A 21,839-nucleotide genomic window follows, 5' to 3' on the forward strand; every position below is an offset into this window, starting at 1 on the left:
GTCGAGGCCAAGTAGTTTGTGGCCGAGCGAATGCCCACGTTATCGAAGTGGCACGACGTGAGAATTGTGCATCGCACAATGCGTATGGATTTGCGCGATGTGGGACCACAGATCCGATGACATCGAAAAGCCAGCCTATAAGGATAAAAATATAAATATTCTCAATCACTTATATCTGAGACATACAAAGCGATGAGCCCGTCGATGTTGCGGTTCCATTGCAGCAAATACCGCAATAAAAGCTTGAATCGGCATAGAAAAAGGGGCGCCCGGCTTGCGCCGTGACGCCCCTTCGGGATCGTCAACCCACTCAGGTATTCATCGAATCGAAGAATTCCGAGTTGTTCTTGGTGTTGCGCAGCTTGTCGAGCAGGAAGTCGATCGCGTCCATGGTGCCCATCGGATTGAGGATCCGGCGCAGCACGTACATTTTCTTCAGGAGCTGCGGATCGGTGATCAGCTCTTCCTTGCGGGTGCCGGAACGCGAAATATCGATCGCCGGGAAGGTCCGCTTGTCCGAAACCTTGCGATCGAGGATCAGTTCTGAGTTGCCGGTGCCCTTGAATTCTTCAAAGATCACCTCGTCCATACGGCTGCCAGTATCGACCAGCGCGGTCGCGATGATGGTGAGCGAACCGCCCTCCTCGATGTTGCGCGCGGCGCCGAAGAAGCGCTTGGGCCGCTGCAACGCGTTGGCGTCGACACCGCCGGTCAGCACCTTGCCGGATGACGGCACCACGGTGTTGTAGGCACGGCCCAGACGCGTAATCGAATCAAGCAGGATCACCACGTCGCGACCGTGCTCGACCAATCGCTTGGCCTTCTCGATGACCATCTCGGCGACCTGGACGTGACGCACCGCCGGTTCGTCGAAGGTGGATGAAACCACCTCGCCTTTCACCGAGCGCTGCATGTCCGTGACTTCTTCCGGACGCTCGTCGATCAAAAGCACGATCAGATAGCATTCGGGATGATTGGCGGTGATCGAATGCGCGATGTTCTGCATTAGCACGGTTTTACCGGTGCGCGGCGGCGCCACGATCAGTGCGCGCTGGCCCTTGCCGATCGGGGCCACGATGTCGATCACCCTTGCAGAAAGGTCTTTTCTGGTAGGGTCCTCGAGCTCGAGCCGGAAGCGCTGATCGGGAAACAGCGGTGTCAGATTGTCGAAATTGACCTTGTGTTTGGACTTTTCCGGGTCCTCGAAATTCAGCGTGTTGACCTTGAGCAGCGCAAAGTAGCGCTCGCCTTCTTTCGGGCTGCGGATGTGGCCCTCGATGGTATCGCCGGTGCGCAAACCAAAGCGGCGGATCTGCGAAGGCGAGACGTAGATGTCATCCGGCCCTGGCAGGTAATTGGCATCAGGCGAGCGCAGGAAGCCGAAGCCGTCAGACAAAACCTCGACGACGCCTTCGCCGATGATGTCGGTTTCCGCGATCGCAAGCTGCTTGAGAATGGCGAACATCAGCTCCTGCTTGCGCATGGTGCTGGCGTTTTCGACCCCATTTTCTTCCGCGAACGAGACCAGCTCGGCCGCTGTTTTGGATTTGAGATCTTGAAGTTTTATTTCCCGCATTGGGATGGTCCTGTGGAAGTAGCTTTAGGGAGGGGATGCGAGGTGGCTTTAAGAAAATGCGGACGTGCAAAGGAAAGTCCGCAGGTCTGAGCAAGGAAAGCGCCGGAGAGGCTTCAAACCCGATGTGGCGGCCGGCCCAATAAAGGAACCGAAACGCAACCACATCCGCCTGCGTGTGGTGGGATTTCGCTAATATAGAAAATCAGCTGACGTTCCGCAAGCAGGCAGCTTGGCGCGAGTTGTTGACGAAAGCCGGGCCTAAAACGGCTTCACCACCACGAGGATCACGATCCCGATCATCAGCAACGTGGGTACCTCATTGATAAAGCGATAGAATCTCTGACTTCTGAGATTGCGGTCGGCGGCAAAGTCCTTCACGCAGCGGGCAAAAAAGCCGTGGACGCCCGACAGCAGCAGCACCAGCAGAAGTTTCCCATGCAACCACCCGGCGGCGAACCAGTGACCGATCCACGCCAGGTAGAGTCCGGCCAGCCATGTCACAATCATCGCCGGATTGATGATTGCTTTCAGCAATCGACGTTCCATCACCTTGAACGTCTCGGACTGCTTCGATCCAACCTCGGCATCGCAATGATACACGAACAACCGCGGCAAATAGAGCATGCCGGCCATCCACGAGATGACTGCAATCACGTGCAGCGCCTTGATCCATTCATACATCGCAGACGTCTCGCTCGTTAGCCAGCACACGGCTTTTGTCGCCGGCCATACTGGAACATTTCTGCCGACATCAGCATTGCCGAGCATGCCAATTCGGTTCGAACCGAGACATATCCGCAAGCAGGCCTTTTCTAAAACAATAATTTTAGAATCTTAGGTTTGAGTCTAAGTAGCCGTGAATTGGACTCACAAAACGCTATCCAAACGTTGTCCGGAGTTACCCACATCCATCAACAATTCGCACGGCACATTTGTCGATTCGAATAACGTCACTGGTTTCAGTCGCTTGTGCTAGCCTGTCGTCAGCTTATGAAGAGACAAGTCCACATAACTCCACTATCATTGCAAACCTCGAATGAATTTGTCCTTTTGCGAAGGCCTGTGAAGAAAAAGCCGGGTTATCCCTGACCGACCGACCGATGCCCGATTCTTTCAGGAAAGCTCCACAAGGATTCACAGGATACACAGGGTCAACGGTGCCCACGACCGGCAACTATTTTCATCTTCACCTGGTGTCTGATTCGACCGGCGAGACGCTGATTACCGTCGCGCGCGCGGTCGCTGCCCAGTACGCCAATGTGACGCCGGTGGAGCATGTCTATCCGCTGGTGCGCAGTCAGAAGCAGCTCGATCGCGTGCTCGACGAGATCGAGGAGGCACCCGGCATTGTCTTGTTCACGCTGCTGGAGAAGGATCTGGTCGCGCGGCTGGAAGCGAAATGCCAGCAAATCAACATTCCGAGCCTTTCGATCATCGGCCCGGTGATGCAATTGTTTCAGGCCTATCTCGGCGCGGCGACCACCGGACGCGTCGGCGCGCAGCACACGTTGAATGCAGAATATTTCAAGCGGATCGACGCGTTGAACTACACGATGATCCACGATGATGGTCAGCATGTCGAAGGCCTCGAAGAGGCCGATGTCGTTCTGGTCGGGGTGTCCCGCACATCGAAGACTCCGACCTCGATTTATCTGGCCAACCGTGGCATTCGCACCGCGAATGTTCCTCTGGTGCCGGGCATCGCGATCCCGCATCAATTGGAGAATTTGAAAAAGCCGCTGGTGGTCAGTCTGCACGCGACACCGGAGCGGCTGATCCAGATCCGGCAGAACAGGTTGTTGAGCATGGGCGCGGGTCCCGGCAATGACGACTATATCGATCGCCAGGCGGTCGCGGATGAAGTTGCGTTTTCACGGCGTCTAAGCGCCAAGTTCAATTGGGCGCAGCTCGACGTTACCAGGCGATCAATTGAAGAAACCGCGGCGGCGATATTAAAATTGTTTACAGACCGGCAGCGGCAGCATCTTTCGGAATAATCATCCAGTGATGTCCATCTGGCGCAGCAAACATCCATTAATACTCGCTTCCCAAAGCCGTGCGCGGCAGGCATTGCTGACCAATGCCGGCATCGCTTTTGACGCCTTTCCAGCTGACATCGATGAGCGAGCGATCCAGCGAGCCTCAGGCCTTTCCGCGCCCGGCGACATTGCCTCACTTCTTGCGCGGGAAAAGGCCGTTTCGGTGTCGTCGGGTCATCCCGGCAGATTCGTTGTCGGCGCAGATCAGACATTGGCGCTCGGGAACCGGCTGTTCAGCAAGCCGGCTGATCGCGCGCAGGCCGTCGATCAGCTACGCACGCTTTCTGGAGCGAGCCATGAACTGCACTCTGCAATTGCTGTCGCGCGGGATGGCAAGATAGTGTTCGAAACCATCTCCGTCGCGCGTATGACGATGCGGCTGTTAACCGAGGCTGAAATCGGCGCTTATCTCGATGAAGCCGGAGAGGCCGTGACGGCCAGTGTCGGTGCTTACCAGCTCGAGGGGCTCGGCATTCACTTGTTCGAACAATTCTCCGGTGATCATTTCACCATCCTGGGGCTGCCATTACTGCCATTGCTGGCGTTTTTGCGCAGCGAGAAGCTGCTTGCGGTGTGAGGCAGACGCTGATGAGACCGCGAATGGTGATATTGGAATGATGATCCAATGATAATTCTTGGGCTGACCGGTTCGATCGGGATGGGGAAATCAACCACCGCCAAGCTGTTCGCTGATGCGGGCGTCCCGGTTTACGACGCCGATGCCACCGTTCACATGATCTACGAAGGCGAGGCAGCGCCGGCGATCGAGGCGGCGTTCCCAGGCACGACCGTTAACGGCAGGGTCGATCGTGCCAAACTATCAGCGCAAGTAGTGCACGATGCGCAGGCGATGAAGCGGTTGGAACAGGTCGTTCATCCGATGCTGCGCAGCCACCATCAAAAATTCCTCGATGAGGCCGAGCAGTCCGGCGCGCCTGTCGCAGTCGTGGATGTGCCGCTGCTGTTCGAGACCGGTGGCGAGAAGCGTGTCGATGCGGTGGTCGTGGTCACGACATCGCCCCAAGTTCAGCGCGAGCGAATCCTCGCGCGCGACAACATGACCGCCGAAAAACTCGATTACATTCTGGCGCGGCAACTGCCGGATGCCGAAAAACGCCAGCGCGCGGATTTTATCGTGGATACGTCGCATGGTCTTGATCCCGTTCGCGCCCGAATCCGGGACATCCTGGACGAGGCTGCTAAGATGCCGCGGCGGCGACCCTGATTCGTCGTCGTTTTGTTTGGGCATGATCTTTTCCGAAAACCGGTTCCCACCTTTTCGGGATCATGCCCTTAAGGTCCTGATTGATGCGTGAAATCGTTCTCGATACCGAAACCACTGGCCTCGATCCGCTGCGCGGCGATCGGCTGGTCGAGATCGGCTGCGTTGAGATTTTCAACCGGATGCCGACCGGCCAGACCTTTCACCGGCATATCAATCCGGAACGCGACATGCCGGCGGAAGCTTTCGCGGTGCATGGTCTTTCGTCTGAATTCCTTGCCGACAAGCCGCTGTTTGCCCAGGTGGTCGAGGAGTTCCTGGAGTTCATCGCCGACGCCCCGCTGGTGATCCACAACGCTTCATTCGACATCGGCTTTATCAATGCCGAGCTCGACCGCATCAAGCGTGTCCCGATTGCCCGCGAACGGCTAGTCGACACGCTTTTGCTGGCACGGCGTAAACATCCCGGCGTTTCGAACCGGCTCGATGACCTCTGCTCGCGTTATGCGATCGACAATTCCCGCCGCACCAAGCATGGCGCGCTGCTCGACGCCGAACTCTTGGCCGAGGTCTATATCGACCTGATCGGGGCGCGGCAGTCGCAGCTGATCCTGGCGTCCGACGTTCGCGATACCCGCATCGGCGGGTACGGCGAAATGCCGCGGCGACAGCGCGAGCTGCCGCTAGCACCGCGGATTACCGAGGAAGATCGCGCGGAGCACCGGGCCTTTGTCGCTACGCTCAGCGACAAGCCGATCTGGAACGATTTTCTAGGCGGGTGACGACCTTCGTCTAGCTCGGCTTGACCTGTGCGGCCTGCGCGACGGCGGCTTGCCGTTCCATGTTCTGGCGGTACAGACCGACGAAATCGACGGGATCGAGCATCAGCGGCGGGAAACCGCCATCGCGGACCGAAGTCGCGATGATTTCCCGTGCGAACGGGAACAACAGCCGCGGGCATTCGATCATGATCAGCGGGTGCAGATTTTCCGGCGGCACGTTGACGATGCGGAACACGCCGGCATAGGTGAGGTCGAAGCTGAACATGACCTTGCCGTTGTTTTCCGCCTTGCCCTCGATCAAAAGCGCCACTTCATATTCGTTTTCGGCAATGTTGTTGGCGTTGACGTTGATCTGGATATTGATCGAAGGCGGCTGCGGTTGCGGTCCTAGCGAGGCCGGCGCGTTCGGATTTTCGAACGACAGGTCCTTGGTATACTGCGCCAGCACGTTCAACTGGGGGGGAGAGGCTGCCTCAGGGGGCGCGCCGTTACCGTTGGTCATCGAAGTCTCTCCTGGAGCGTTTTCAAGCGAGCAGGGACCACTTTGCGTCTGAATTCGCTCAATAGGCGAAAGGCCTCTGTCCGGGCGAGTGGCTAACATAGCCCCGCCTCATTCCACAAGGACGACAGCGGGAGCCTTCGTGGCCGGCGATGCGCCGGGCCGCCATGCCAAAGCGCAAGGCCTGTAGGCCAGCGGCCGACAGGCTGGCCCGCAAGCATACACTCTAAATTGTTGAATGTGCGCGATTTCCGGGCATGATCGGGGTTTCCCCTTGCGGCAAAAACCGGCTACAATTCGGAGTTGGCAAATGGGCGAGAGCATTGGCCTGCTTTGTTTCCGCCGGTATGGCTTTTCATGCCAAAGCACGCCATTGGCTGGGCAAAGTTTCGTGCCTACATGCTGCAGACTCATCCATGAGGTAGTCTCTGCCGTCCCTTGAAGGGAACGCTCTACCGCCGGATCCATTGCCGGCGCAGACCAGAAAGCGAATACGACGTGGATATTTACACCATTATCTTCCTGGCGCTGGCGGTCTTCATCTTTCTGCGTCTGCGCAATGTCCTCGGGCAGCGCACCGGGAACGAACGGCCGCCCTATGATCGTGCGGCGCGCAACGTGGTGCAGGGTGCGCCGGACAACAAGGTTGTTCCGATCCCCGGAGCGGTGATCGACCAGGTGCCGCTGGCGCCGACGGCCGATGTCGTCCCGCCGACCGATCGCTGGAAAGGACTGGCTGAACCCGGCACCCCACTGGCGCAGGGACTCGACGCCATTGTAGCGCTGGATTCGTCTTTCGATCCCAGGCATTTCCTCAGCGGCGCGCGCAGCGCCTATGAAATGATCGTGCTGGCCTTTGCCAATGGCGATCGGCGCGCGCTGAAGGATTTGTTATCAACTGAGGTCTATGAAAGTTTCGAGAGCGCGATCAAGGATCGCGAGAAGCACGAGCAGAAGACCGAAACCCGCTTCGTTTCGATCGACAAGGCCGAGCTTGTGAATGCCGAGGCGCGGGATCGGGCGGCGCAACTGACCGTCCGTTTTGTGTCGCAGATGGTTTCGGTCACCCGCGACAAGGCCGGTACGATCGTCGACGGCAATCCCGATAAGGTCACCGACATCACCGACGTTTGGACATTTGCTCGTGACGTTACCTCACGCGATCCGAACTGGAAGCTGGTTGGCACGGGTAGCGCTCACTAGCGTCGCCATAGGGAAGTTCCTGCAGCGGGGGCTGCAAGCTGGTATCAGGAATTTCAGATCGAGGAACGGCGCCGGATATGCCGCGGCGGCGGTGGCGATTGCTGTCAGCCTGTCACTCGCTCCGAAGCCGGCGGACGGTTCACGTCCACACCATCTGCCATATCCTCAACTCGCCTGGCCGCTGGTGATCAACGGCAGTCAATATGCCCCGGTCGCATGGGCCGATATCGCAGGCTGGAACGAGGACGACCATCTGGCGGCGTTCAAGACGTTCCGCGCCAGCTGCAAGGCGATCTCAGCACAATCGGGCCCCGCCGCCACTGATCCGAGAGCCTTGGGCATCTCCTTGCGTGAGCCTTGCCACGCAGCCAGAGCCGCCGAGATCACCGATAACGCCAAGGCCGGGGCTTTTTTCGAAGAACATTTCCTTCCCTTGCAGATCTCGCGGCTCGGGGAAGATGCGGGCTTCGTGACCGGCTACTACGAACCCATTATCGATGGATCAAGGACGAAAACCGACGTCTACACCGTGCCGGTCTATCGCCGCCCTTCCAATCTGTTTGTACGGGGCTTCACGCAGGACTCTCCCGAGCTGCCCAACAAGGGCGACGTGTTTCGCAAGATCGGCCGCCGCAAGCTCGTGCCCTATTACGATCGCGGCGAGATCGAAGACGGCGTCATTGCCGGCCGCGGCCTCGAAATATGCTGGCTGAAAAGCCAGACCGATCTCTTGTTCGCGCAAATCCAGGGCTCGGCGCGCGTGCGTCTCGAAGATGGCTCGACCATCCGGATCAATTATGCCGCGCATAATGGTTATCCCTATACGCCGGTCGGGCGCGTCCTGATCGATCGCGGCATCATTCCGAAAGACCAGATGTCGATGCAGAAGATCAGGGAATGGATGGATCAAAACCCCGACGGCGCCAAGGAATTGCGGCGTCAGAACCGCTCCTACATCTTCTTTCGCGAAGTGCAGCTCTCCGACAAGGACGAAGCCGTCGGCGCGCAGGGCGTGCCGCTGACGCCGGGGCGCTCGATCGCGGTCGATAAATCACTGCACGTCTACGGCACGCCGTTTTTCATCGCAGGCGAACTTCCGATCGAATCAGAGCATTCGAAAACGCCGTTTCGCCGGCTGATGATTGCGCAGGACACCGGCTCGGCGATCACAGGCCCCGCGCGTGCCGATCTTTATTTCGGCGCGGGCGCGGATGCCGCGAAGGTGTCGGGCCGGCTCCGGCACAATATGCAGTTCGTCATGCTGGTGCCGAAAAGCCTCGATCCGATGGCGCTGGGCCGCAAGATGCCGCTGCCGGACCCGAGGCCGTCGGCGAAAATCGCAAAACTGTTTCCGCAAGTTAATCCGTTAAAGAACCAGCAAAAGGATCAAAAGAACCCAGCGCCAGCCGCCCCGCAGGCATCTACCACCTCGCCAACATCAACGGCACAGGCTGACGCCACAACGTCCGTCCCGCTGCCCGCCGCACGACCGGACATAGCACCGAGCCGCGAGGGGCGCCGCCATCGACGCTCTCGTCGCGATCACGGAGACCGATGAAGCGTTCTCGCTCCATTCCGGAATTGCCGCTGCCAACGCGGCGCAAGCGTGCGCTCAGCGAAGAAGAGCGCGCGTTGTGGGAAAGTGTGGCGAAGCAAACCAAACCCTTGCGGAAAAAATCACGCCCCACAAAGGCGCAGACCGTGCAGGAGGCAAAAGCACAAAGTGCCGCGATCGCCATTGCGCGACCGGAGCCGCTTTCGCCTGGCAAACCTGTGCGCGTGACCAAACCGGACGTTCCGCCCACGCCGCCGCCGCTGGCACCGCTCGGACGCCGCGAGCGTTCGCAACTTTCCCGCGGCAGGAAGGAAATCGATGCAAGGCTCGACCTGCATGGCATGACGCAAACACGCGCTCATCGCGCGCTATCCGATTTTTTGCAGCGCGCGCATGCCAATGGCCTGACTTTCGTCCTGGTCATCACCGGCAAGGGCCGCACGACGGGAAGTGAATCCGAGCGCGGTGTGCTTCGCCGCCAGGTGCCGCAATGGCTCAATCTGCCGGAATTCCGCACCATGGTGGTCGGGTTTGAGGAGGCCCATATCGGCCATGGCGGCGAGGGCGCGCTCTACGTGCGGATCAGGCGGGTCCGAATCTGAGCGGTCAGAAGGGTCGCACGACTCCCACCCGCGGGATCAGCGTCACGAGCCAGCCGAAAGTCCTGGTCCTTCTGTCTTTCGTTGCAAGCGGCGAAACGCTTTGCGCAGCCGGCAAGGTCTTCACGGCGTGCAGGATAAGGAACATGCAGACCGCCCAGTTCGAGATCCAACGCGAATAGTCGAACACGATCAGGAAAATCACGAGATAACCGACGCTCACCCCGACCAGCGCCGATATCACGATGCGACGATGCCATTCGTTGGCGAGCGAGCGGATCAGATCGGCAAAATATCGCCACAGCGGCGCATGCAGCCAGATCAGCAGCGCAAATACCGGCACGCCCAGAATATTGGAAGGCATGCGCTGCCAGGTATCCTGGATCTCCCTCGAAAGCGGCTGATACCAGATGTAACTGAAGCTTAGGAGATCGGTGCGGGATGGATCGGCCATCCTGCCTTGCAGATAGTGACTGAACTCTGCCTCGGAAATCGGCATCGATCCGTCGAATTGCGCGGCCAAGAACAACGCGGCGACGCAGGCTGCGGCCGCCATGCCGACCATCACATTCTGCCGGCTCACGCCCTGCACCAGATAATAGCGCAGCACCACGATGACGGCGATGGTCGGCACGTACATCAGGAAGTGAACGTGGTGGATCAGAACGAGGATGACGGAGAAAGCCGCGGCCGACAGCACGAAAGCGACCGAACGGGTCGGCATCAGCAACAGGCAAATCGCGAATGCGCAGCCATAGATGTCAAAGTGTCCCACCGTGTGCATGAAATTCTTGAAGAAGAACGGTGAGCCGACCATGAACACGAGCAGCGGCATGTGTTCATCATCGAACCCGAAGGTGCGCCGAAACAGCTGCAAAAACAGACCCAGTGTCACCAGCCACACAACGACACCGAGGGCGAAGACCAGCCACACCGGCACATTGGAGAAAAACAGTGAAACGATCGCGCCGATCAGCGCGCGCTTGGTGAAGCCGAAATGATAATCGACCAGCAGGTGAATGTAGGGGACGTAGGGCGGGAGCGTAATCTTGTGCAGAAAAACCCCGATCGCCACAGCGACGTTGACGGCAAGCATCAAGCGCCAAGGGGTCCCCCGTAACCGCAGATTCATTCAGCACCCGAAAACGGCAGCTCGATCAGGCGCGAACTATCACGTGGCGGGCGTGCCGCGCAACGTGTCAGCGGCGGAGTGGTTTTACAGAATGAACCGGCTCAAATCTGCGTTCTTGGCGAGATCGCCGACATGTTTCTGGACATAATCGGCATCGATCTGGATGGTCTCGCCGTTACGGTCGGGGGCCGCAAACGAAATCTCATCGAGCACGCGCTCCATCACGGTCTGCAGCCGCCTCGCGCCGATGTTCTCCACCGTGGAGTTCACAGCCACGGCCACGTCGGCGAGCGCGTCGATGGCGCTGTCGGTGATGTCGAGCGTCACGCCTTCGGTCTGCATCAGCGCGACATATTGCTTGATCAGCGATGCCTCGGGCTCGGTCAGGATGCGGCGCATGTCGTCGCGTGTCAGCGCTTCCAGCTCGACACGGATCGGCAACCGGCCCTGTAATTCAGGCAGCAGATCGGACGGCTTGGCGATATGAAACGCGCCGGATGCGATGAACAGGATATGGTCGGTCTTGACCGCACCGTGCTTGGTCGAGACGGTGGTGCCCTCGATCAGCGGCAGCAGGTCGCGCTGCACGCCTTCGCGCGAGACATCGCCGCCGCTGCGGCCATCGCGCACGCAGATCTTGTCGATCTCGTCAAGAAACACGATGCCGTTGTTCTCGACCGCAGTGATCGCTTCCAGCACCAGCTGGTCGCTGTCGAGCAGCTTGTCGGACTCCTCGTTGACCAGAATTTCATGGGAGCCCTCGACGGTGAGGCGGCGGGTCTTGGTCCGTCCACCCATCTTGCCGAAGATGTCGCCGATCGAGATCGCGCCCATCTGCGCGCCGGGCATGCCGGGGATCTCGAACATCGGCATGCCGCCCGAGGATTGCGTCTCGACCTCGATTTCCTTGTCGTTGAGTTCGCCGGCACGCAACTTCTTGCGAAACGAGTCTCGCGTCGCGGCGCTTGAATTGGCGCCGACCAGGGCATCGAGCACGCGCTCTTCAGCGGCGAGCTGGGCGCGGGCCTGCACGTCCTTGCGCTTGCGTTCCCGGGTCTGTGCGATTGCGACTTCGACGAGATCGCGAATGATCTGCTCGACATCGCGGCCGACATAGCCGACCTCGGTGAATTTGGTGGCCTCTACCTTGATGAACGGCGCGCCGGCGAGCTTCGCCAGCCGCCGCGCGATCTCGGTCTTGCCGACGCCGGTCGGCCCGATCATCAGGATGTTTTTCGGCAGCACCTCATCGCGCAAGCTGCCGGTGAGTTGCAGCCGCCGCCAGCGATTGCGCAGCGCGATCGATACTGCGCGCTTGGCGTCGGCCTGGCCAACGATGAAGCGGTCAAGTTCGGAAACGATTTCCCGGGGAGAAAAGTCGGTCATAGGTCCTTAGCTAGGTTTAAAATGGCACGAGAACAAGCCGCATTAGCCATCAGATGATCGGCGGGCCGGCCTGCCATTGCCGGATCGCTTCAAAGGGGTGAATCAGCATGATGATGTTCAGGGTAAGATTGTCGCGAATGTGAAGCCCGACCAGGATTTCGAACACAAGTGCGAGCGCCACCGTCAGCACGACCGGCAGCTTCCTCGCCAGCAAGAACCCTGCGACCATCGACAGCGTGTCGGAGACTGAATTGACAATGCTGTCGCCGAAATAGTCCAGCGACACCGTGGCGGCGCGGTAACGCTCGATGATCCAGTTGGAATTCTCGACCAATTCCCAGCCACCTTCCACCGCCATGGCAACGATCAGGCGCGCGGGCCAGGACAGCCGCGGCAGCAACAGCCAGGTCGCGGCGTAAAACAGAAAGCCATGAATAATGTGCGAGAACGTGTACCAGTCGGTGAGGTGCTGGGAATTCTCCGAGCTCTGCACCACGCCATGCCAGAGCTTGACATAGCCGCAGGCGCAGATCGGCAGCCGGCCCATGGCGAACAGGATCGATGCCTGGAGCGCGATCAGGCCACATCCGATCAGCAGCCAATGCGCCGTTGCAAGCGCTGACGCCGCCGGCGCGTTGCGATCGAACGTCATGGGTTTCGCACCATCAACAGGGCCGGACCGTCGGGCGTATCGACAACGCGGTCGCTTTGAAAACCGGCTTTAGCATAGGCGCGTATGGCGCGGCTATTGTCCGGATCGGGATCGGTCACGATGCGTGGTGCGCCCTTCTGCAAGCGTTCGTCGACGAAGCACCGAATGAGCGCCGAGCCGTGCCCGCGCCCGATCATGTCCGGTTCGCCGATGAAAAGATCGATGCCGCGCGTGCCCGGTGGCTGCGGTCCGAAGCCTGTGTTCCACTCGGTCAGATCGTAGCATTGCAGATAACCGAGCGGGTTGCCGGCGAAACAGACAATGTACTGATCCATGGCCGGCTCATCCAGATCGCCGCTGACCAGTGCGTATTGTTCGTCGGGATCGCCCCACCACTCTCGAACATGAGGCAATGCGAGCCAGCCTCGTATCAGCGCAAGATCGGATGTCGTCATCGGGCGGAAGACATAGTCCGGCACCGTGCTCAGCCGCCCAGGGTTTCGATCGTGACGTTGCGATTGGTATAGACGCAAATGTCGGCGGCGATATCGAGCGCGCGGCGCACGATGGTCTCGGCATCCTTGTCGGAATCGACCAAAGCGCGGGCGGCCGCCAGCGCATAATTGCCGCCCGACCCGATCGCCATCACGCCGGCCTCGGGTTCCAGCACATCGCCGGTGCCGGTCAGGACCAGCGACACATCCTTGTCGGCGACGATCATCATCGCCTCCAGCCGGCGCAGATAGCGGTCGGTCCGCCAGTCCTTGGCCAGTTCGACCGCCGCGCGGGTCAGTTGACCCGGATATTGCTCAAGTTTGCTTTCCAGACGCTCGAACAGCGTGAAGGCATCAGCTGTCGCGCCGGCAAAGCCGCCAATAACATCACCTTTGCCGAGCTTTCGGACCTTTTTGGCATTGGATTTGATGACGGTCTGGCCGATCGACACCTGCCCGTCGCCACCGATCACGACTTTGCCGCCCTTGCGGACCGTCAAAATGGTGGTGCCGTGCCAGACCGGGAGCTCATTCTGTGATGCTTGCATAAGATATCCTCGTGTCGGCCAGATTTAGGGGCTGACGGGCAGGGTTACAATCCAGCGTTTTCGGGCGGAGCCAGCCCCGGCTCGATACGGAGCGGGTTACTGGTTCGCCCAAGAACGGATCGTCAAGAAAACGCGTCAAAACCGGAATCGCCGGGAATCCGGTCACCATAGGCCGAAGTTCAGTCCTGGAACGGTCATCCCGCAGTAGCGAAGGCGACATCAGCCTGTTAAAAGAGCCGCGTTTTCGGCACGGGAAAGCCCATTTCATGCGCATAGCGACCATCAAGCGCAAGACCAAAGAGACCGATATCGAGGTGACCGTAAACCTCGACGGAACGGGCGTGTCCAACGCCTCGACCGGAATCGGCTTTTTCGACCATATGCTCGATCTGCTGGCCCGGCATTCGCGCATCGACATCACGGTGAAGGCGGACGGTGACCTTCACGTCGACCACCACCACACCACCGAGGACGTCGGGATCGCGCTCGGCCAGGCGGTCAAGCAGGCGCTCGGCACCATGGTTGGCATCACCCGCTATGCCTCGATCCACATGCCGATGGACGAGACCCTGTCGCGTGTCGTCATCGATATTTCGGGCCGGCCGGTGCTGGTGTTCAAGGTGGAGTTTCCCCGCGACAAGGTCGGCGAATTCGATACCGAACTGGTCCGCGAATGGTTCAACGCCTTTGCGATCAACGCCGGCGTGACTTTGCACGTCGAGACCCTATATGGCGAGAACAGCCATCACATTGCCGAATCCTGCTTCAAGGGTCTGGCGAGGGCGTTGCGCACCGCGGTCGCGATCGACCCGCGCGCGGCGGGCGAAGTGCCATCCACCAAGGGTCAGCTCGGCGGCTGATTGCTTGTTCGGCGGAGAGTAACGATGCCGGTCTACACGGTTCATGCGCCTGCCGCGACCGACGCGAGCGTCGTCGCGACCGACCGATTTACTTTCGTTCGCGACGGGTTTCACATCTGGGCCGCGCTTCTCGGTCCGCTGTGGCTCGCCTGGCATCGGCTGTGGCTCGCACTAATCGGCTGGATCGTCGCTGTCGCAGCAATCGAGGTCGCGATGGCGCGACTGGGCACCGGCCGTGGCGCGATGTTTTTCGCCGACGTGCTGATCGCGCTGTTGATGGGATTTGAAGCGGCGAGCTTGCAGCGCTGGACATTGTCGCGGCGCAACTGGCGTCAGCTCGACATCGTGGTCGCCGACGACGAGGAGGCGGCCGAGCGGCGTTTCTTCGATCGCTGGACCGCCAAACAACGTGGCCTCAGCAACGATCAATCGGCGGTCGATCGCGGCGGCCCGCCGCCAACGCGCGATGTTGCAGGTCAGCCGTTTTCGAAGCCGCCGTCCACGCCGCAGAGCGAGATCATCGGGTTGTTTCCGCAACCGGGAGCATTGCCGTGAGCGTCGCCATTATCGACTACGGCTCCGGTAATTTGCACTCCGCGGCGAAAGCGTTCGAGCGCGCGGCGCGGAGCATGGAGGAACCACAGAAGATCGTGGTCACGCGCGATCCCGAGGTGGTGTATCGCGCCGATCGCATCGTGCTGCCTGGTGTTGGTGCGTTTGCCGATTGCCGCAGGGGTCTCGACGCGCTGGACGGCATGATCGACGCGATGACGGAAGCCGTGCGCAACAAGGCGCGGCCGTTCTTCGGCATCTGTGTCGGCATGCAGCTGATGGCGACGCGCGGCAAGGAGCACGTCACCACCGACGGTTTCAACTGGATCGCCGGCGACGTCGAAAAGATCTCGCCGCGCCAGGAGAATCTGAAAATTCCCCATATGGGCTGGAACACGCTCGATATGATTCGCGAACATCCCGTGCTCGAGCGCCTGCCGCTGGGACCGAAAGGCCGCCACGCCTATTTCGTGCATTCCTATCACCTCAACGCCACCAATGAGGCGGACGTGCTGGCGCGTGCGGATTACGGCGGCCCGGTGACGGCGATCGTCGGCAAGGACACCGCCATCGGCACCCAGTTTCACCCCGAGAAGAGCCAGCGTTTCGGACTGGCGCTGATCTCGAACTTTCTGAAGTGGAAGCCGTGATTCTTTTTCCTGCTGTCGATCTGAAGAACGGCCAGTGCGTGCGTCTGGAGCAGGGCGACATGGCGCGCGCCACCGTGTTCAACCTCGATCCTGCGGCGCAGGCCCGCGCCTTCGCCACGCAGGGTTTTGAGTATCTGCACGTGGTGGATCTCGACGGCGCCTTTGCCGGCAAGCCAATGAACGCGCATGCGGTCGAGACCATGCTGAAGGCGGTTACCATGCCGGTGCAGCTCGGCGGTGGCATCCGTGACCTCGGCACGGTGGAGGCTTGGCTTTCCAAGGGCATCGCGCGCGTCATCATTGGCACCGCGGCAGTGCGCGATCCCGAATTCGTGAAAGGCGCAGCAAAAAAGTTTCCGGGCCGCGTAGCGGTCGGTCTCGATGCGCGTGACGGCAAGGTCGCGGTTCAGGGCTGGGCGGAAACGTCAGAAGTCACCGCACTCGAAATCGCTGAGCGATTCGAGGATGCCGGCGTCGCGGCGATCATCTTCACCGACATTGCCCGCGACGGCCTGCTGAAGGGCCTCAACCTCGAGGCCACCATTGCGCTGGCCGAACGCATCTCGATCCCCGTGATCGCTTCAGGAGGCCTGGCCTCGATCGACGACGTCCGGGCGCTGCTCACCCCGCGTGCGAAGAAACTGGCCGGAGCAATCGCAGGCCGTGCGCTCTATGACGGCCGTCTCGATCCCGCGGCCGCGCTGGCGCTGATCCGTAACGCACGCGCTGCGGCCTAGGAGCTTTCCGATGTTCAAGGTTCGAGTGATTCCCTGTCTCGACGTCAAGGACGGGCGCGTGGTCAAGGGCGTCAACTTCGTCGACCTGCGCGATGCCGGCGATCCCGTGGAAGCGGCTATCGCCTACGACGCCGCCGGCGCCGACGAACTGTGCTTTCTCGATATCACAGCGACCCATGAAAACCGCGGCATCATGCTCGATGTCGTCCGCCGCACGGCGGAAGCCTGCTTCATGCCGCTCACCGTGGGCGGCGGTGTGCGGACCGTCGATGATATCCGCACCTTGCTGCGATCCGGCGCCGACAAGGTGTCGATCAACAGCGCCGCGGTCAGCCGTCGCGAGTTCGTCAAGGAAGCTGCTGAAAAATTCGGCGATCAGTGCATCGTGGTTGCGATCGATGCCAAGCGCGTGAAGCGCGGCGGCGGCTCGGAGCGGTGGGAGATCTTCACCCATGGCGGACGCAATTCCACCGGTATCGATGCCATCGAATATGCCCAGGAGGTCGTCTCGCTGGGCGCCGGTGAAATCCTGCTGACCTCCATGGATCGGGACGGAACGCGGCAGGGATTTGACCTTCCGCTTACGCAGGCCGTCGCCGACAGTGTTTCCGTACCGGTCATCGCCTCAGGCGGCGTTGGTAACCTCGACCATCTGGTGGACGGCATCCGCGAGGGGCATGCGACCGCGGTGCTGGCGGCATCGATCTTCCATTTCGGGGAATTTACCATACGCCAAGCCAAGGACCACATGGTGCGTGCCGGGCTGCCGATGCGGCTCGATCCTTGACGACTCTTTGTGACAGAAGTGCTACATCCGATGGGGTGTAAAAGCGCTACGGCTTTAGTGGCGCGCGTGTGAGTTGAATTGATGCCGCGTTTTACGATCCATGATCTTGCCGCCACCATTGATGCCCGCGCGGCATCGGGAGGAGAGGGGTCCTACACCCGTAAACTGTTGGACAAGGGCTCGGAGCATTGCGCCAAGAAGTTTGGCGAGGAGGCGGTGGAAACCGTCATCGCTGCGGTTGAGAACGACCGTGAGCATCTGATCGCCGAAAGTGCGGACTTGCTGTTTCATCTCCTGGTTCTTCTGAAATCACGCGGCGTCAAGCTTGAGGATGTTGAAGCTGCCCTGGCGCAGCGCACGACCATGTCCGGACTTGAAGAGAAGGCGGCGCGCAAGCGCGACTAAGGGCGTTTCCATGGATATTCGCGCAGTCGAGCAGCAGTATAATCCCTACCGGGTGTTCTCCAGGGAGCAATGGGCGCGGCTCCGCGACGATACGCCGATGACGCTGGAAGTCGACGAGATCGCGGCGTTGCGCTCGATGCATGACCGGCTCGATCTCAGGGAGGTCGAAGAGATCTACCTGCCGCTTTCGCGTCTGTTGTCGATCTATGTCGATGCCATGCAGCGGCTTTATTTCGCGCAGCGGCGCTTCCTCGGTATCGAAGATCGCAAGATGCCCTACATCATCGGCGTCGCCGGATCGGTCGCGGTCGGTAAATCGACCACGGCCCGCGTGCTGCAGGCGCTGCTGGCGCGATGGTCGCCGCGGCCGAAGGTCGATCTGGTCACGACCGACGGCTTTCTGTTTCCCAATGCCGTGTTGGAGCGGCAAGGCCTGATGCAGAAAAAAGGCTTCCCGGAAAGCTATGATCTGCCGACGCTGCTGAGCTTTCTGAGCGATATCAAGTCGGGCCGGCGGCCGGTGCGTGCGCCGGTTTATTCGCACTTGACCTATGACATCATTCCGAACGAATGGATCGAGATCGACCGGCCGGATATTCTCATCGTCGAGGGCGTCAACGTGCTGCAGACGGGCCGCCTGCCGCGGGACGGCAAGGCCGTTCCAGTGGTCTCGGACTTTTTCGATTTCTCCGTTTACATCGATGCCGACGAATCGGTGCTACGCGACTGGTACGTCAGGCGCTTCCTGACGCTGCGCGACACCGCGTTTCATGATCCGCGATCGTATTTCAATCGTTATTCGCTGCTCTCGGACGAGGAAGCAACGGCCACCGCGATCGCGATCTGGGAGCGAACCAACCTCGCGAATCTCGAAGACAACATCCTGCCGACGCGACCGCGCGCGACGCTGATCATGAAGAAAGGTGCCGATCACGTGGTCGAAACGGTGGCGCTGCGGCGGCTTTAGTCTTTGCGGAAAATACGCGCGTCAGGCCGCGTCGCGAGGCCGAAAATGCCCGTGTATCGGGATAGGTCCGGGTAAGCCGGAGCCGTCATTGCGAGCGAAGCGAAGCAATCCAGAGTCGGGAATGAGACTCTGGATTGCTTCGGCGCTACGCTTCGCAATGACAGCGAGACGGTTTCACGCCGCGAGGTGCCGCGAAGCCGCCAGGCCTGCCAGCGCATCGGCAAGCTTGTCGCGATCGAGCGGCTTGATCAGGAAGCCGTCCATGCCCGCCTCGAAGCAGGCGTAGCGATCTTCCACCAGCGTATTCGCCGTGAGTGCGAGGATGGGTGTCGGCCGTTCCGGCTGGCCGGCTTCGCAGGCGCGGATTCGTTTGGTTGTTTCGATGCCGTCGAGCTGCGGCATCTGGATGTCCATCAGCACCAAGTCATAGGGAGTCCCGGCGGACTTCGCCGACAGCCATGATTCGAGTGCCGCCTCGCCATTGGTGGTGATGACCGCATGGTGGCCGAGCCTCGCCAGCAGCGAACGTATCAGCAACGCATTGATCTCATTGTCTTCCGCCACCAGAATCGAGAGCCCTCGTGCGGGGGCAATGGCTGATGTCTCGGCGTGGTCGGCATCGATCAGGGGGTCGCCGGCGAGGTTCGGCGCGGGAACTTCCGGCGCGGTCGCCAGCCTGATCGCGAGCGAAGCCGCGCGCAACGGTTTGACCAGATAGCCGGTGAAAGCAGGCGTGAGTTTAAGCTCATGCCGCGCGGCCGGCGTGAACATGACGATCCGTTGCGTGGCATGGGCGCGAGCGGCGTCGCCGAATGCTTCAACCTCATTTGCTCCGAAGGCGTGATCGAACAGGACGGCGTGCCACGATCGCTCCGGCAACAACGCCTGTGCGACGGCGATATCCGACACCATGCAGGTCTGGCTTCCCCAACGCTGCAGCCGCCGGGCGACCAGCGAGGCCTCGATGGTTTGCGGCGCCACCAGCATGACCGATTGACCGGTCAGGTCGGGCGCAATGAATGGCTTTCGTTCGCTGTCGTTACCGCCTGATGCGACGAGAGGCACCGACACCTCGAATGTCGAACCGACGCCGGGCTGGCTCTCCAGCGTGATGCGGCCACCCATTCGCTTGACGATACGTTCGCTGATGCTCAGCCCCAGACCGGTGCCGCCATAGTTCCTGGCGATACGATCGTTGGCCTGCTCGAACTCACGGAAAATTCGCTCGCGCGCCTCAGGCGCGATGCCGATGCCGGTGTCGCGCACCAGGAAGCTGATCTCGTTGGGCCAGATGCCGGGCTCGACAATCAGCGCCACGCCACCGGTCGAGGTGAACTTGATGGCGTTGCCCGCAAGGTTGAGCAGGACCTGCCGCAAGCGCGCGGCGTCGCCGATCACTTCCGTCGGCAGCCGCTCGTCCACATAGGCGGCGATCTCGAGCTGCCTGGCCTGCGCCCGCGGCGCCAGCAGTTCGGTAATATCCTCGATCAACGCGGCGAGTTCGAACGGGCGATGCTCGAGATCGATCTTGCCGGCTTCGATCTTGGAATAATCCAGCAATTCCTCGATCAGCGAAAGCAAGGCGTCGCCCGAAGTCTTCACCGCCTTGGCGTAGGTCATTTGCTCCGGGGTCAGCGGCGTATCCAGAAGCAAACCGCTCATGCCGATGATGCCGTTGAGCGGGGTGCGAATCTCGTGGCTGGCCATCGCGAGGAACCGCGACTTGGCGCGGTTGGCGGCATCGGCGTGATCGCGGGCTTCGCTGAGTGCGCGCTCGGTTTCGGTGCGGTCGGTCACATCGCGGCCGACGCTTTGCATCTCCGCCGGCTGGCCCGCATCCGTTCGAACCAGCCCTTCGCGCCATGCGATCCATCGCGGCCCCAGCGGACCGGCAATTTTCTGGTCGTGAATTCGCGTGCCGTTGGTGTCGAGCGCGATGTCGCCTTGCTCGAGAATGGCGGGTGAGAAGCGGCTGCCAACCAGCGCGCTGCGCGGTTGACCGGCCAGTTCGCAATAGGCTTCGTTGGCGAAGGTGATGCGGCCCTCGGCGTCGCGCAGAATAATCAGGTCGCCCTGTGATTCGAACAGGCTGCGGGCGCGCTCTTCGGCTTCCTTCAATTCCCAATTGCGATCGGCCAGCGCTTCATTATGCAGCAGGACCTTGCGAAGCTTTCGGTGTACCCAGCGCAGCCGCATGCTCAAGGTCGCGAGCGCGACGCAGGCGATCGCGAACAGGAAGCTCGCGCCGATGGCAAAGGCGTTGGGATCATAGCCGGAATGTTCGGATCGGCTTCCGGCGATAAAGCCATAGGCGCCGCCGAAAGCGGCGGAAAAGATCACGAACGAGCGGACCGCGAGAACGAGCCATGGATGACGTCGTGTGAAGCGGCGTATGCGCGTCTTGATTCGGAAACTGTGCTTCATTGCCAATTGCCCTGAGCTTGTTTTTTTCGTTCCGCAATCGTTTCGCACTGTCGGCGTTCGAAACGCCTTGGCGCCGCCGCCTGCCGCGGCCGACGATGCGGCGGCGACCTTGCAAAGTGCTTGAGGTGGAGTGCCCTCACATGGTGCGATGAGAACAGGGTTAATAAAGTGTTAGCAGCTTGGTCTTCGAGCGAATGGACGCCGGTTCGCGTTGAGAAAACGCGTCAAGGCAAAAGACTTAGAGCAGCGCCGCAGCCAAACGAGGGTGTTCGCCACGGGCTCCGACGATCAACGCGGCCGCTTCGCGTGCCGTGAAGGTTTTCGATTTCACGAAGATCCGATAATCGGCGGGTCCGTCATGCGAGAGATAGATGATGGGCGCTGAACCGGAGATTTTGGAGGAGATAGCGATAAACTGTGTCGCCGACGTTACCGCGCAGGCGTCGGCCTCTGAACCATCGACGTCATCGACAACGGCGAAATCGGCAGCCTCGGCGCTGTCGGCGACCTGGACGCGCACGGTGGCTGCGGCCGGATCGTCGGTGAAACTGACATGGAGATCGGCGTGCCAGGGGGCGGACGCGATCTCGAGCGATTCGTCGCCGACGGGGATGCAGGGACGCGGACCGGGGACCAATTCAATGCGTGCCAGGATGGCCGCGACCATCAATGGAACGACCGATACCAGAACCTTGAAACGCAACATGATACGCTACTCGCTCAACCCTTGCCCGCGATACGCCGGGCTTATGGTTGGCAGAGCGTAAATA

Annotated in this window: 24 protein-coding genes; 14 read left to right on the forward strand and 10 right to left on the reverse strand. The window is 60.5% G+C overall.

Annotated features, from left to right (window positions below; all coding sequences use genetic code 11):
- Positions 1 to 310 precede the first annotated feature (310 nt).
- Positions 311 to 1,576: a transcription termination factor Rho gene (gene rho / locus BLV09_RS25245; RefSeq protein ID WP_100384976.1), complete on the reverse strand. Its 1,266-nt coding sequence runs from the start codon at positions 1,574 to 1,576 to the stop codon at positions 311 to 313.
- Positions 1,577 to 1,834: 258 nt separating this feature from the next.
- Complete coding sequence (gene hemJ, locus BLV09_RS25250) at positions 1,835 to 2,257, reverse strand: protoporphyrinogen oxidase HemJ (RefSeq protein ID WP_146691294.1); 423 nt, start codon at positions 2,255 to 2,257, stop codon at positions 1,835 to 1,837.
- Between the two features lie 476 nt (positions 2,258 to 2,733).
- Between hemJ and BLV09_RS25255 the strand changes: the two genes are divergently transcribed.
- The 4 genes from BLV09_RS25255 (at position 2,734) to dnaQ (ending at position 5,619) form a co-directional block, all read left to right on the forward strand.
- Positions 2,734 to 3,573 (forward strand): pyruvate, water dikinase regulatory protein, encoded by an 840-nt coding sequence (locus BLV09_RS25255; protein ID WP_100384978.1) that lies wholly within the window; start codon positions 2,734 to 2,736, stop codon positions 3,571 to 3,573.
- A 10-nt stretch (positions 3,574 to 3,583) separates the two neighbouring features.
- Complete coding sequence (locus BLV09_RS25260) at positions 3,584 to 4,192, forward strand: Maf family protein (RefSeq protein WP_146689322.1); 609 nt, start codon at positions 3,584 to 3,586, stop codon at positions 4,190 to 4,192.
- Between the two features lie 48 nt (positions 4,193 to 4,240).
- Complete coding sequence (coaE, locus tag BLV09_RS25265; RefSeq protein ID WP_146689323.1) at positions 4,241 to 4,840, forward strand: dephospho-CoA kinase; 600 nt, start codon at positions 4,241 to 4,243, stop codon at positions 4,838 to 4,840.
- A gap of 83 nt (positions 4,841 to 4,923) precedes the next feature.
- A complete protein-coding gene (gene dnaQ / locus BLV09_RS25270) occupies positions 4,924 to 5,619 on the forward strand; it encodes a DNA polymerase III subunit epsilon (RefSeq protein WP_146689324.1) in 696 nt (231 codons plus the stop codon).
- A 10-nt stretch (positions 5,620 to 5,629) separates the two neighbouring features.
- On the opposite strand, the gene secB is transcribed toward dnaQ, so the two are convergent.
- On the reverse strand, positions 5,630 to 6,121 hold the full coding sequence (gene secB / locus BLV09_RS25275; RefSeq protein WP_100384982.1) for a protein-export chaperone SecB: 492 nt from the start codon (positions 6,119 to 6,121) through the stop codon (positions 5,630 to 5,632).
- Positions 6,122 to 6,616: 495 nt separating this feature from the next.
- Between secB and BLV09_RS25280 the strand changes: the two genes are divergently transcribed.
- Genes BLV09_RS25280 through BLV09_RS25290 form a run of 3 tightly spaced genes read left to right on the forward strand, consistent with a single transcriptional unit; the run spans position 6,617 to position 9,478 of the window.
- Entirely contained in the window at positions 6,617 to 7,321 is a 705-nt protein-coding gene (locus BLV09_RS25280; protein WP_100384983.1) for a Tim44/TimA family putative adaptor protein, read from the forward strand.
- A gap of 31 nt (positions 7,322 to 7,352) precedes the next feature.
- Complete coding sequence (mltA, locus tag BLV09_RS25285; RefSeq protein ID WP_433994445.1) at positions 7,353 to 8,879, forward strand: murein transglycosylase A; 1,527 nt, start codon at positions 7,353 to 7,355, stop codon at positions 8,877 to 8,879.
- On the forward strand, positions 8,876 to 9,478 hold the full coding sequence (locus tag BLV09_RS25290; RefSeq protein WP_146689326.1) for a Smr/MutS family protein: 603 nt from the start codon (positions 8,876 to 8,878) through the stop codon (positions 9,476 to 9,478). Before mltA ends, BLV09_RS25290 begins: the two co-directional genes overlap by 4 nt.
- Before the next feature lie 4 nt (positions 9,479 to 9,482).
- Here the strand turns inward: BLV09_RS25290 and BLV09_RS25295 are convergent, their stop codons facing one another.
- From BLV09_RS25295 to hslV, 5 genes are all read right to left on the reverse strand, one after another.
- Positions 9,483 to 10,607, reverse strand: coding sequence for a hypothetical protein (locus BLV09_RS25295; RefSeq protein ID WP_146689327.1), 1,125 nt, complete (start codon positions 10,605 to 10,607; stop codon positions 9,483 to 9,485).
- Positions 10,608 to 10,691: 84 nt separating this feature from the next.
- Positions 10,692 to 11,993 carry an ATP-dependent protease ATPase subunit HslU gene (gene hslU, locus BLV09_RS25300; protein ID WP_146689328.1) on the reverse strand — a complete coding sequence of 434 codons (1,302 nt, stop codon included), beginning with the start codon at positions 11,991 to 11,993 and terminating at the stop codon, positions 10,692 to 10,694.
- A 49-nt stretch (positions 11,994 to 12,042) separates the two neighbouring features.
- Positions 12,043 to 12,645, reverse strand: coding sequence for a DUF2585 domain-containing protein (locus BLV09_RS25305; protein ID WP_100384988.1), 603 nt, complete (start codon positions 12,643 to 12,645; stop codon positions 12,043 to 12,045).
- Positions 12,642 to 13,100, reverse strand: coding sequence for a GNAT family N-acetyltransferase (locus BLV09_RS25310; RefSeq protein WP_146691295.1), 459 nt, complete (start codon positions 13,098 to 13,100; stop codon positions 12,642 to 12,644). Before BLV09_RS25310 ends, BLV09_RS25305 begins: the two co-directional genes overlap by 4 nt.
- Positions 13,101 to 13,129: 29 nt before the next feature.
- The gene (hslV, locus tag BLV09_RS25315) at positions 13,130 to 13,687 is read right to left on the reverse strand and encodes an ATP-dependent protease subunit HslV (protein WP_100384989.1); all 558 of its coding nucleotides are present in this window, start codon (positions 13,685 to 13,687) and stop codon (positions 13,130 to 13,132) included.
- 266 nt (positions 13,688 to 13,953) lie between these two features.
- Between hslV and hisB the strand changes: the two genes are divergently transcribed.
- The 7 genes from hisB (at position 13,954) to coaA (ending at position 18,645) form a co-directional block, all read left to right on the forward strand.
- Positions 13,954 to 14,547 carry an imidazoleglycerol-phosphate dehydratase HisB gene (gene hisB, locus BLV09_RS25320; protein WP_146689329.1) on the forward strand — a complete coding sequence of 198 codons (594 nt, stop codon included), beginning with the start codon at positions 13,954 to 13,956 and terminating at the stop codon, positions 14,545 to 14,547.
- Positions 14,548 to 14,571: 24 nt separating this feature from the next.
- The gene (locus BLV09_RS25325) at positions 14,572 to 15,102 is read left to right on the forward strand and encodes a DUF2628 domain-containing protein (protein ID WP_146689330.1); all 531 of its coding nucleotides are present in this window, start codon (positions 14,572 to 14,574) and stop codon (positions 15,100 to 15,102) included.
- Complete coding sequence (gene hisH / locus BLV09_RS25330) at positions 15,099 to 15,749, forward strand: imidazole glycerol phosphate synthase subunit HisH (protein WP_100384992.1); 651 nt, start codon at positions 15,099 to 15,101, stop codon at positions 15,747 to 15,749. The genes BLV09_RS25325 and hisH overlap by 4 nt, the downstream gene beginning before the upstream one ends.
- A complete protein-coding gene (hisA, locus tag BLV09_RS25335) occupies positions 15,737 to 16,486 on the forward strand; it encodes a 1-(5-phosphoribosyl)-5-[(5-phosphoribosylamino)methylideneamino]imidazole-4-carboxamide isomerase (protein WP_174556567.1) in 750 nt (249 codons plus the stop codon). Before hisH ends, hisA begins: the two co-directional genes overlap by 13 nt.
- A 10-nt stretch (positions 16,487 to 16,496) precedes the next feature.
- Positions 16,497 to 17,273, forward strand: coding sequence for an imidazole glycerol phosphate synthase subunit HisF (gene hisF / locus BLV09_RS25340; RefSeq protein WP_146689332.1), 777 nt, complete (start codon positions 16,497 to 16,499; stop codon positions 17,271 to 17,273).
- Between the two features lie 81 nt (positions 17,274 to 17,354).
- On the forward strand, positions 17,355 to 17,678 hold the full coding sequence (locus tag BLV09_RS25345; protein WP_100384994.1) for a phosphoribosyl-ATP diphosphatase: 324 nt from the start codon (positions 17,355 to 17,357) through the stop codon (positions 17,676 to 17,678).
- A gap of 10 nt (positions 17,679 to 17,688) precedes the next feature.
- Positions 17,689 to 18,645, forward strand: a complete 957-nt coding sequence (coaA, locus tag BLV09_RS25350; RefSeq protein WP_100384995.1) for a type I pantothenate kinase — start codon at positions 17,689 to 17,691, stop codon at positions 18,643 to 18,645.
- 174 nt (positions 18,646 to 18,819) lie between these two features.
- Here the strand turns inward: coaA and BLV09_RS25355 are convergent, their stop codons facing one another.
- Both BLV09_RS25355 and BLV09_RS25360 read right to left on the reverse strand, forming a co-directional pair.
- Positions 18,820 to 21,069 (reverse strand): PAS domain-containing hybrid sensor histidine kinase/response regulator, encoded by a 2,250-nt coding sequence (locus tag BLV09_RS25355; RefSeq protein ID WP_167558881.1) that lies wholly within the window; start codon positions 21,067 to 21,069, stop codon positions 18,820 to 18,822.
- A 238-nt stretch (positions 21,070 to 21,307) separates the two neighbouring features.
- On the reverse strand, positions 21,308 to 21,775 hold the full coding sequence (locus BLV09_RS25360; RefSeq protein WP_146689334.1) for a hypothetical protein: 468 nt from the start codon (positions 21,773 to 21,775) through the stop codon (positions 21,308 to 21,310).
- Positions 21,776 to 21,839: the final 64 nt, after the last annotated feature.

The organism is Bradyrhizobium canariense (assembly GCF_900105125.1).
Taxonomy (GTDB): Bacteria; Pseudomonadota; Alphaproteobacteria; order Rhizobiales; family Xanthobacteraceae; genus Bradyrhizobium; species Bradyrhizobium canariense_A.

Bases quoted from the DNA above. Each gene is read 5' to 3' on its own strand.
- BLV09_RS25325 (WP_146689330.1), top strand. From the start codon at position 14,572: ATGCCGGTCTACACGGTTCATGCGCCTGCCGCGACCGACGCGAGCGTC.
- BLV09_RS25305 (WP_100384988.1), bottom strand. From the start codon at position 12,645: ATGACGTTCGATCGCAACGCGCCGGCGGCGTCAGCGCTTGCAACGGCG.
- BLV09_RS25355 (WP_167558881.1), bottom strand. From the start codon at position 21,069: ATGAAGCACAGTTTCCGAATCAAGACGCGCATACGCCGCTTCACACGA.
- BLV09_RS25295 (WP_146689327.1), bottom strand. From the start codon at position 10,607: ATGAATCTGCGGTTACGGGGGACCCCTTGGCGCTTGATGCTTGCCGTC.
- hisB (WP_146689329.1), top strand. From the start codon at position 13,954: ATGCGCATAGCGACCATCAAGCGCAAGACCAAAGAGACCGATATCGAG.
- BLV09_RS25260 (WP_146689322.1), top strand. From the start codon at position 3,584: ATGTCCATCTGGCGCAGCAAACATCCATTAATACTCGCTTCCCAAAGC.
- BLV09_RS25290 (WP_146689326.1), top strand. From the start codon at position 8,876: ATGAAGCGTTCTCGCTCCATTCCGGAATTGCCGCTGCCAACGCGGCGC.
- BLV09_RS25310 (WP_146691295.1), bottom strand. From the start codon at position 13,100: ATGACGACATCCGATCTTGCGCTGATACGAGGCTGGCTCGCATTGCCT.
- coaA (WP_100384995.1), top strand. From the start codon at position 17,689: ATGGATATTCGCGCAGTCGAGCAGCAGTATAATCCCTACCGGGTGTTC.
- hemJ (WP_146691294.1), bottom strand. From the start codon at position 2,257: ATGTATGAATGGATCAAGGCGCTGCACGTGATTGCAGTCATCTCGTGG.
- hslU (WP_146689328.1), bottom strand. From the start codon at position 11,993: ATGACCGACTTTTCTCCCCGGGAAATCGTTTCCGAACTTGACCGCTTC.
- secB (WP_100384982.1), bottom strand. From the start codon at position 6,121: ATGACCAACGGTAACGGCGCGCCCCCTGAGGCAGCCTCTCCCCCCCAG.
- BLV09_RS25360 (WP_146689334.1), bottom strand. From the start codon at position 21,775: ATGTTGCGTTTCAAGGTTCTGGTATCGGTCGTTCCATTGATGGTCGCG.
- dnaQ (WP_146689324.1), top strand. From the start codon at position 4,924: ATGCGTGAAATCGTTCTCGATACCGAAACCACTGGCCTCGATCCGCTG.
- hslV (WP_100384989.1), bottom strand. From the start codon at position 13,687: ATGCAAGCATCACAGAATGAGCTCCCGGTCTGGCACGGCACCACCATT.
- rho (WP_100384976.1), bottom strand. From the start codon at position 1,576: ATGCGGGAAATAAAACTTCAAGATCTCAAATCCAAAACAGCGGCCGAG.
- coaE (WP_146689323.1), top strand. From the start codon at position 4,241: ATGATAATTCTTGGGCTGACCGGTTCGATCGGGATGGGGAAATCAACC.
- hisF (WP_146689332.1), top strand. From the start codon at position 16,497: ATGTTCAAGGTTCGAGTGATTCCCTGTCTCGACGTCAAGGACGGGCGC.
- BLV09_RS25345 (WP_100384994.1), top strand. From the start codon at position 17,355: ATGCCGCGTTTTACGATCCATGATCTTGCCGCCACCATTGATGCCCGC.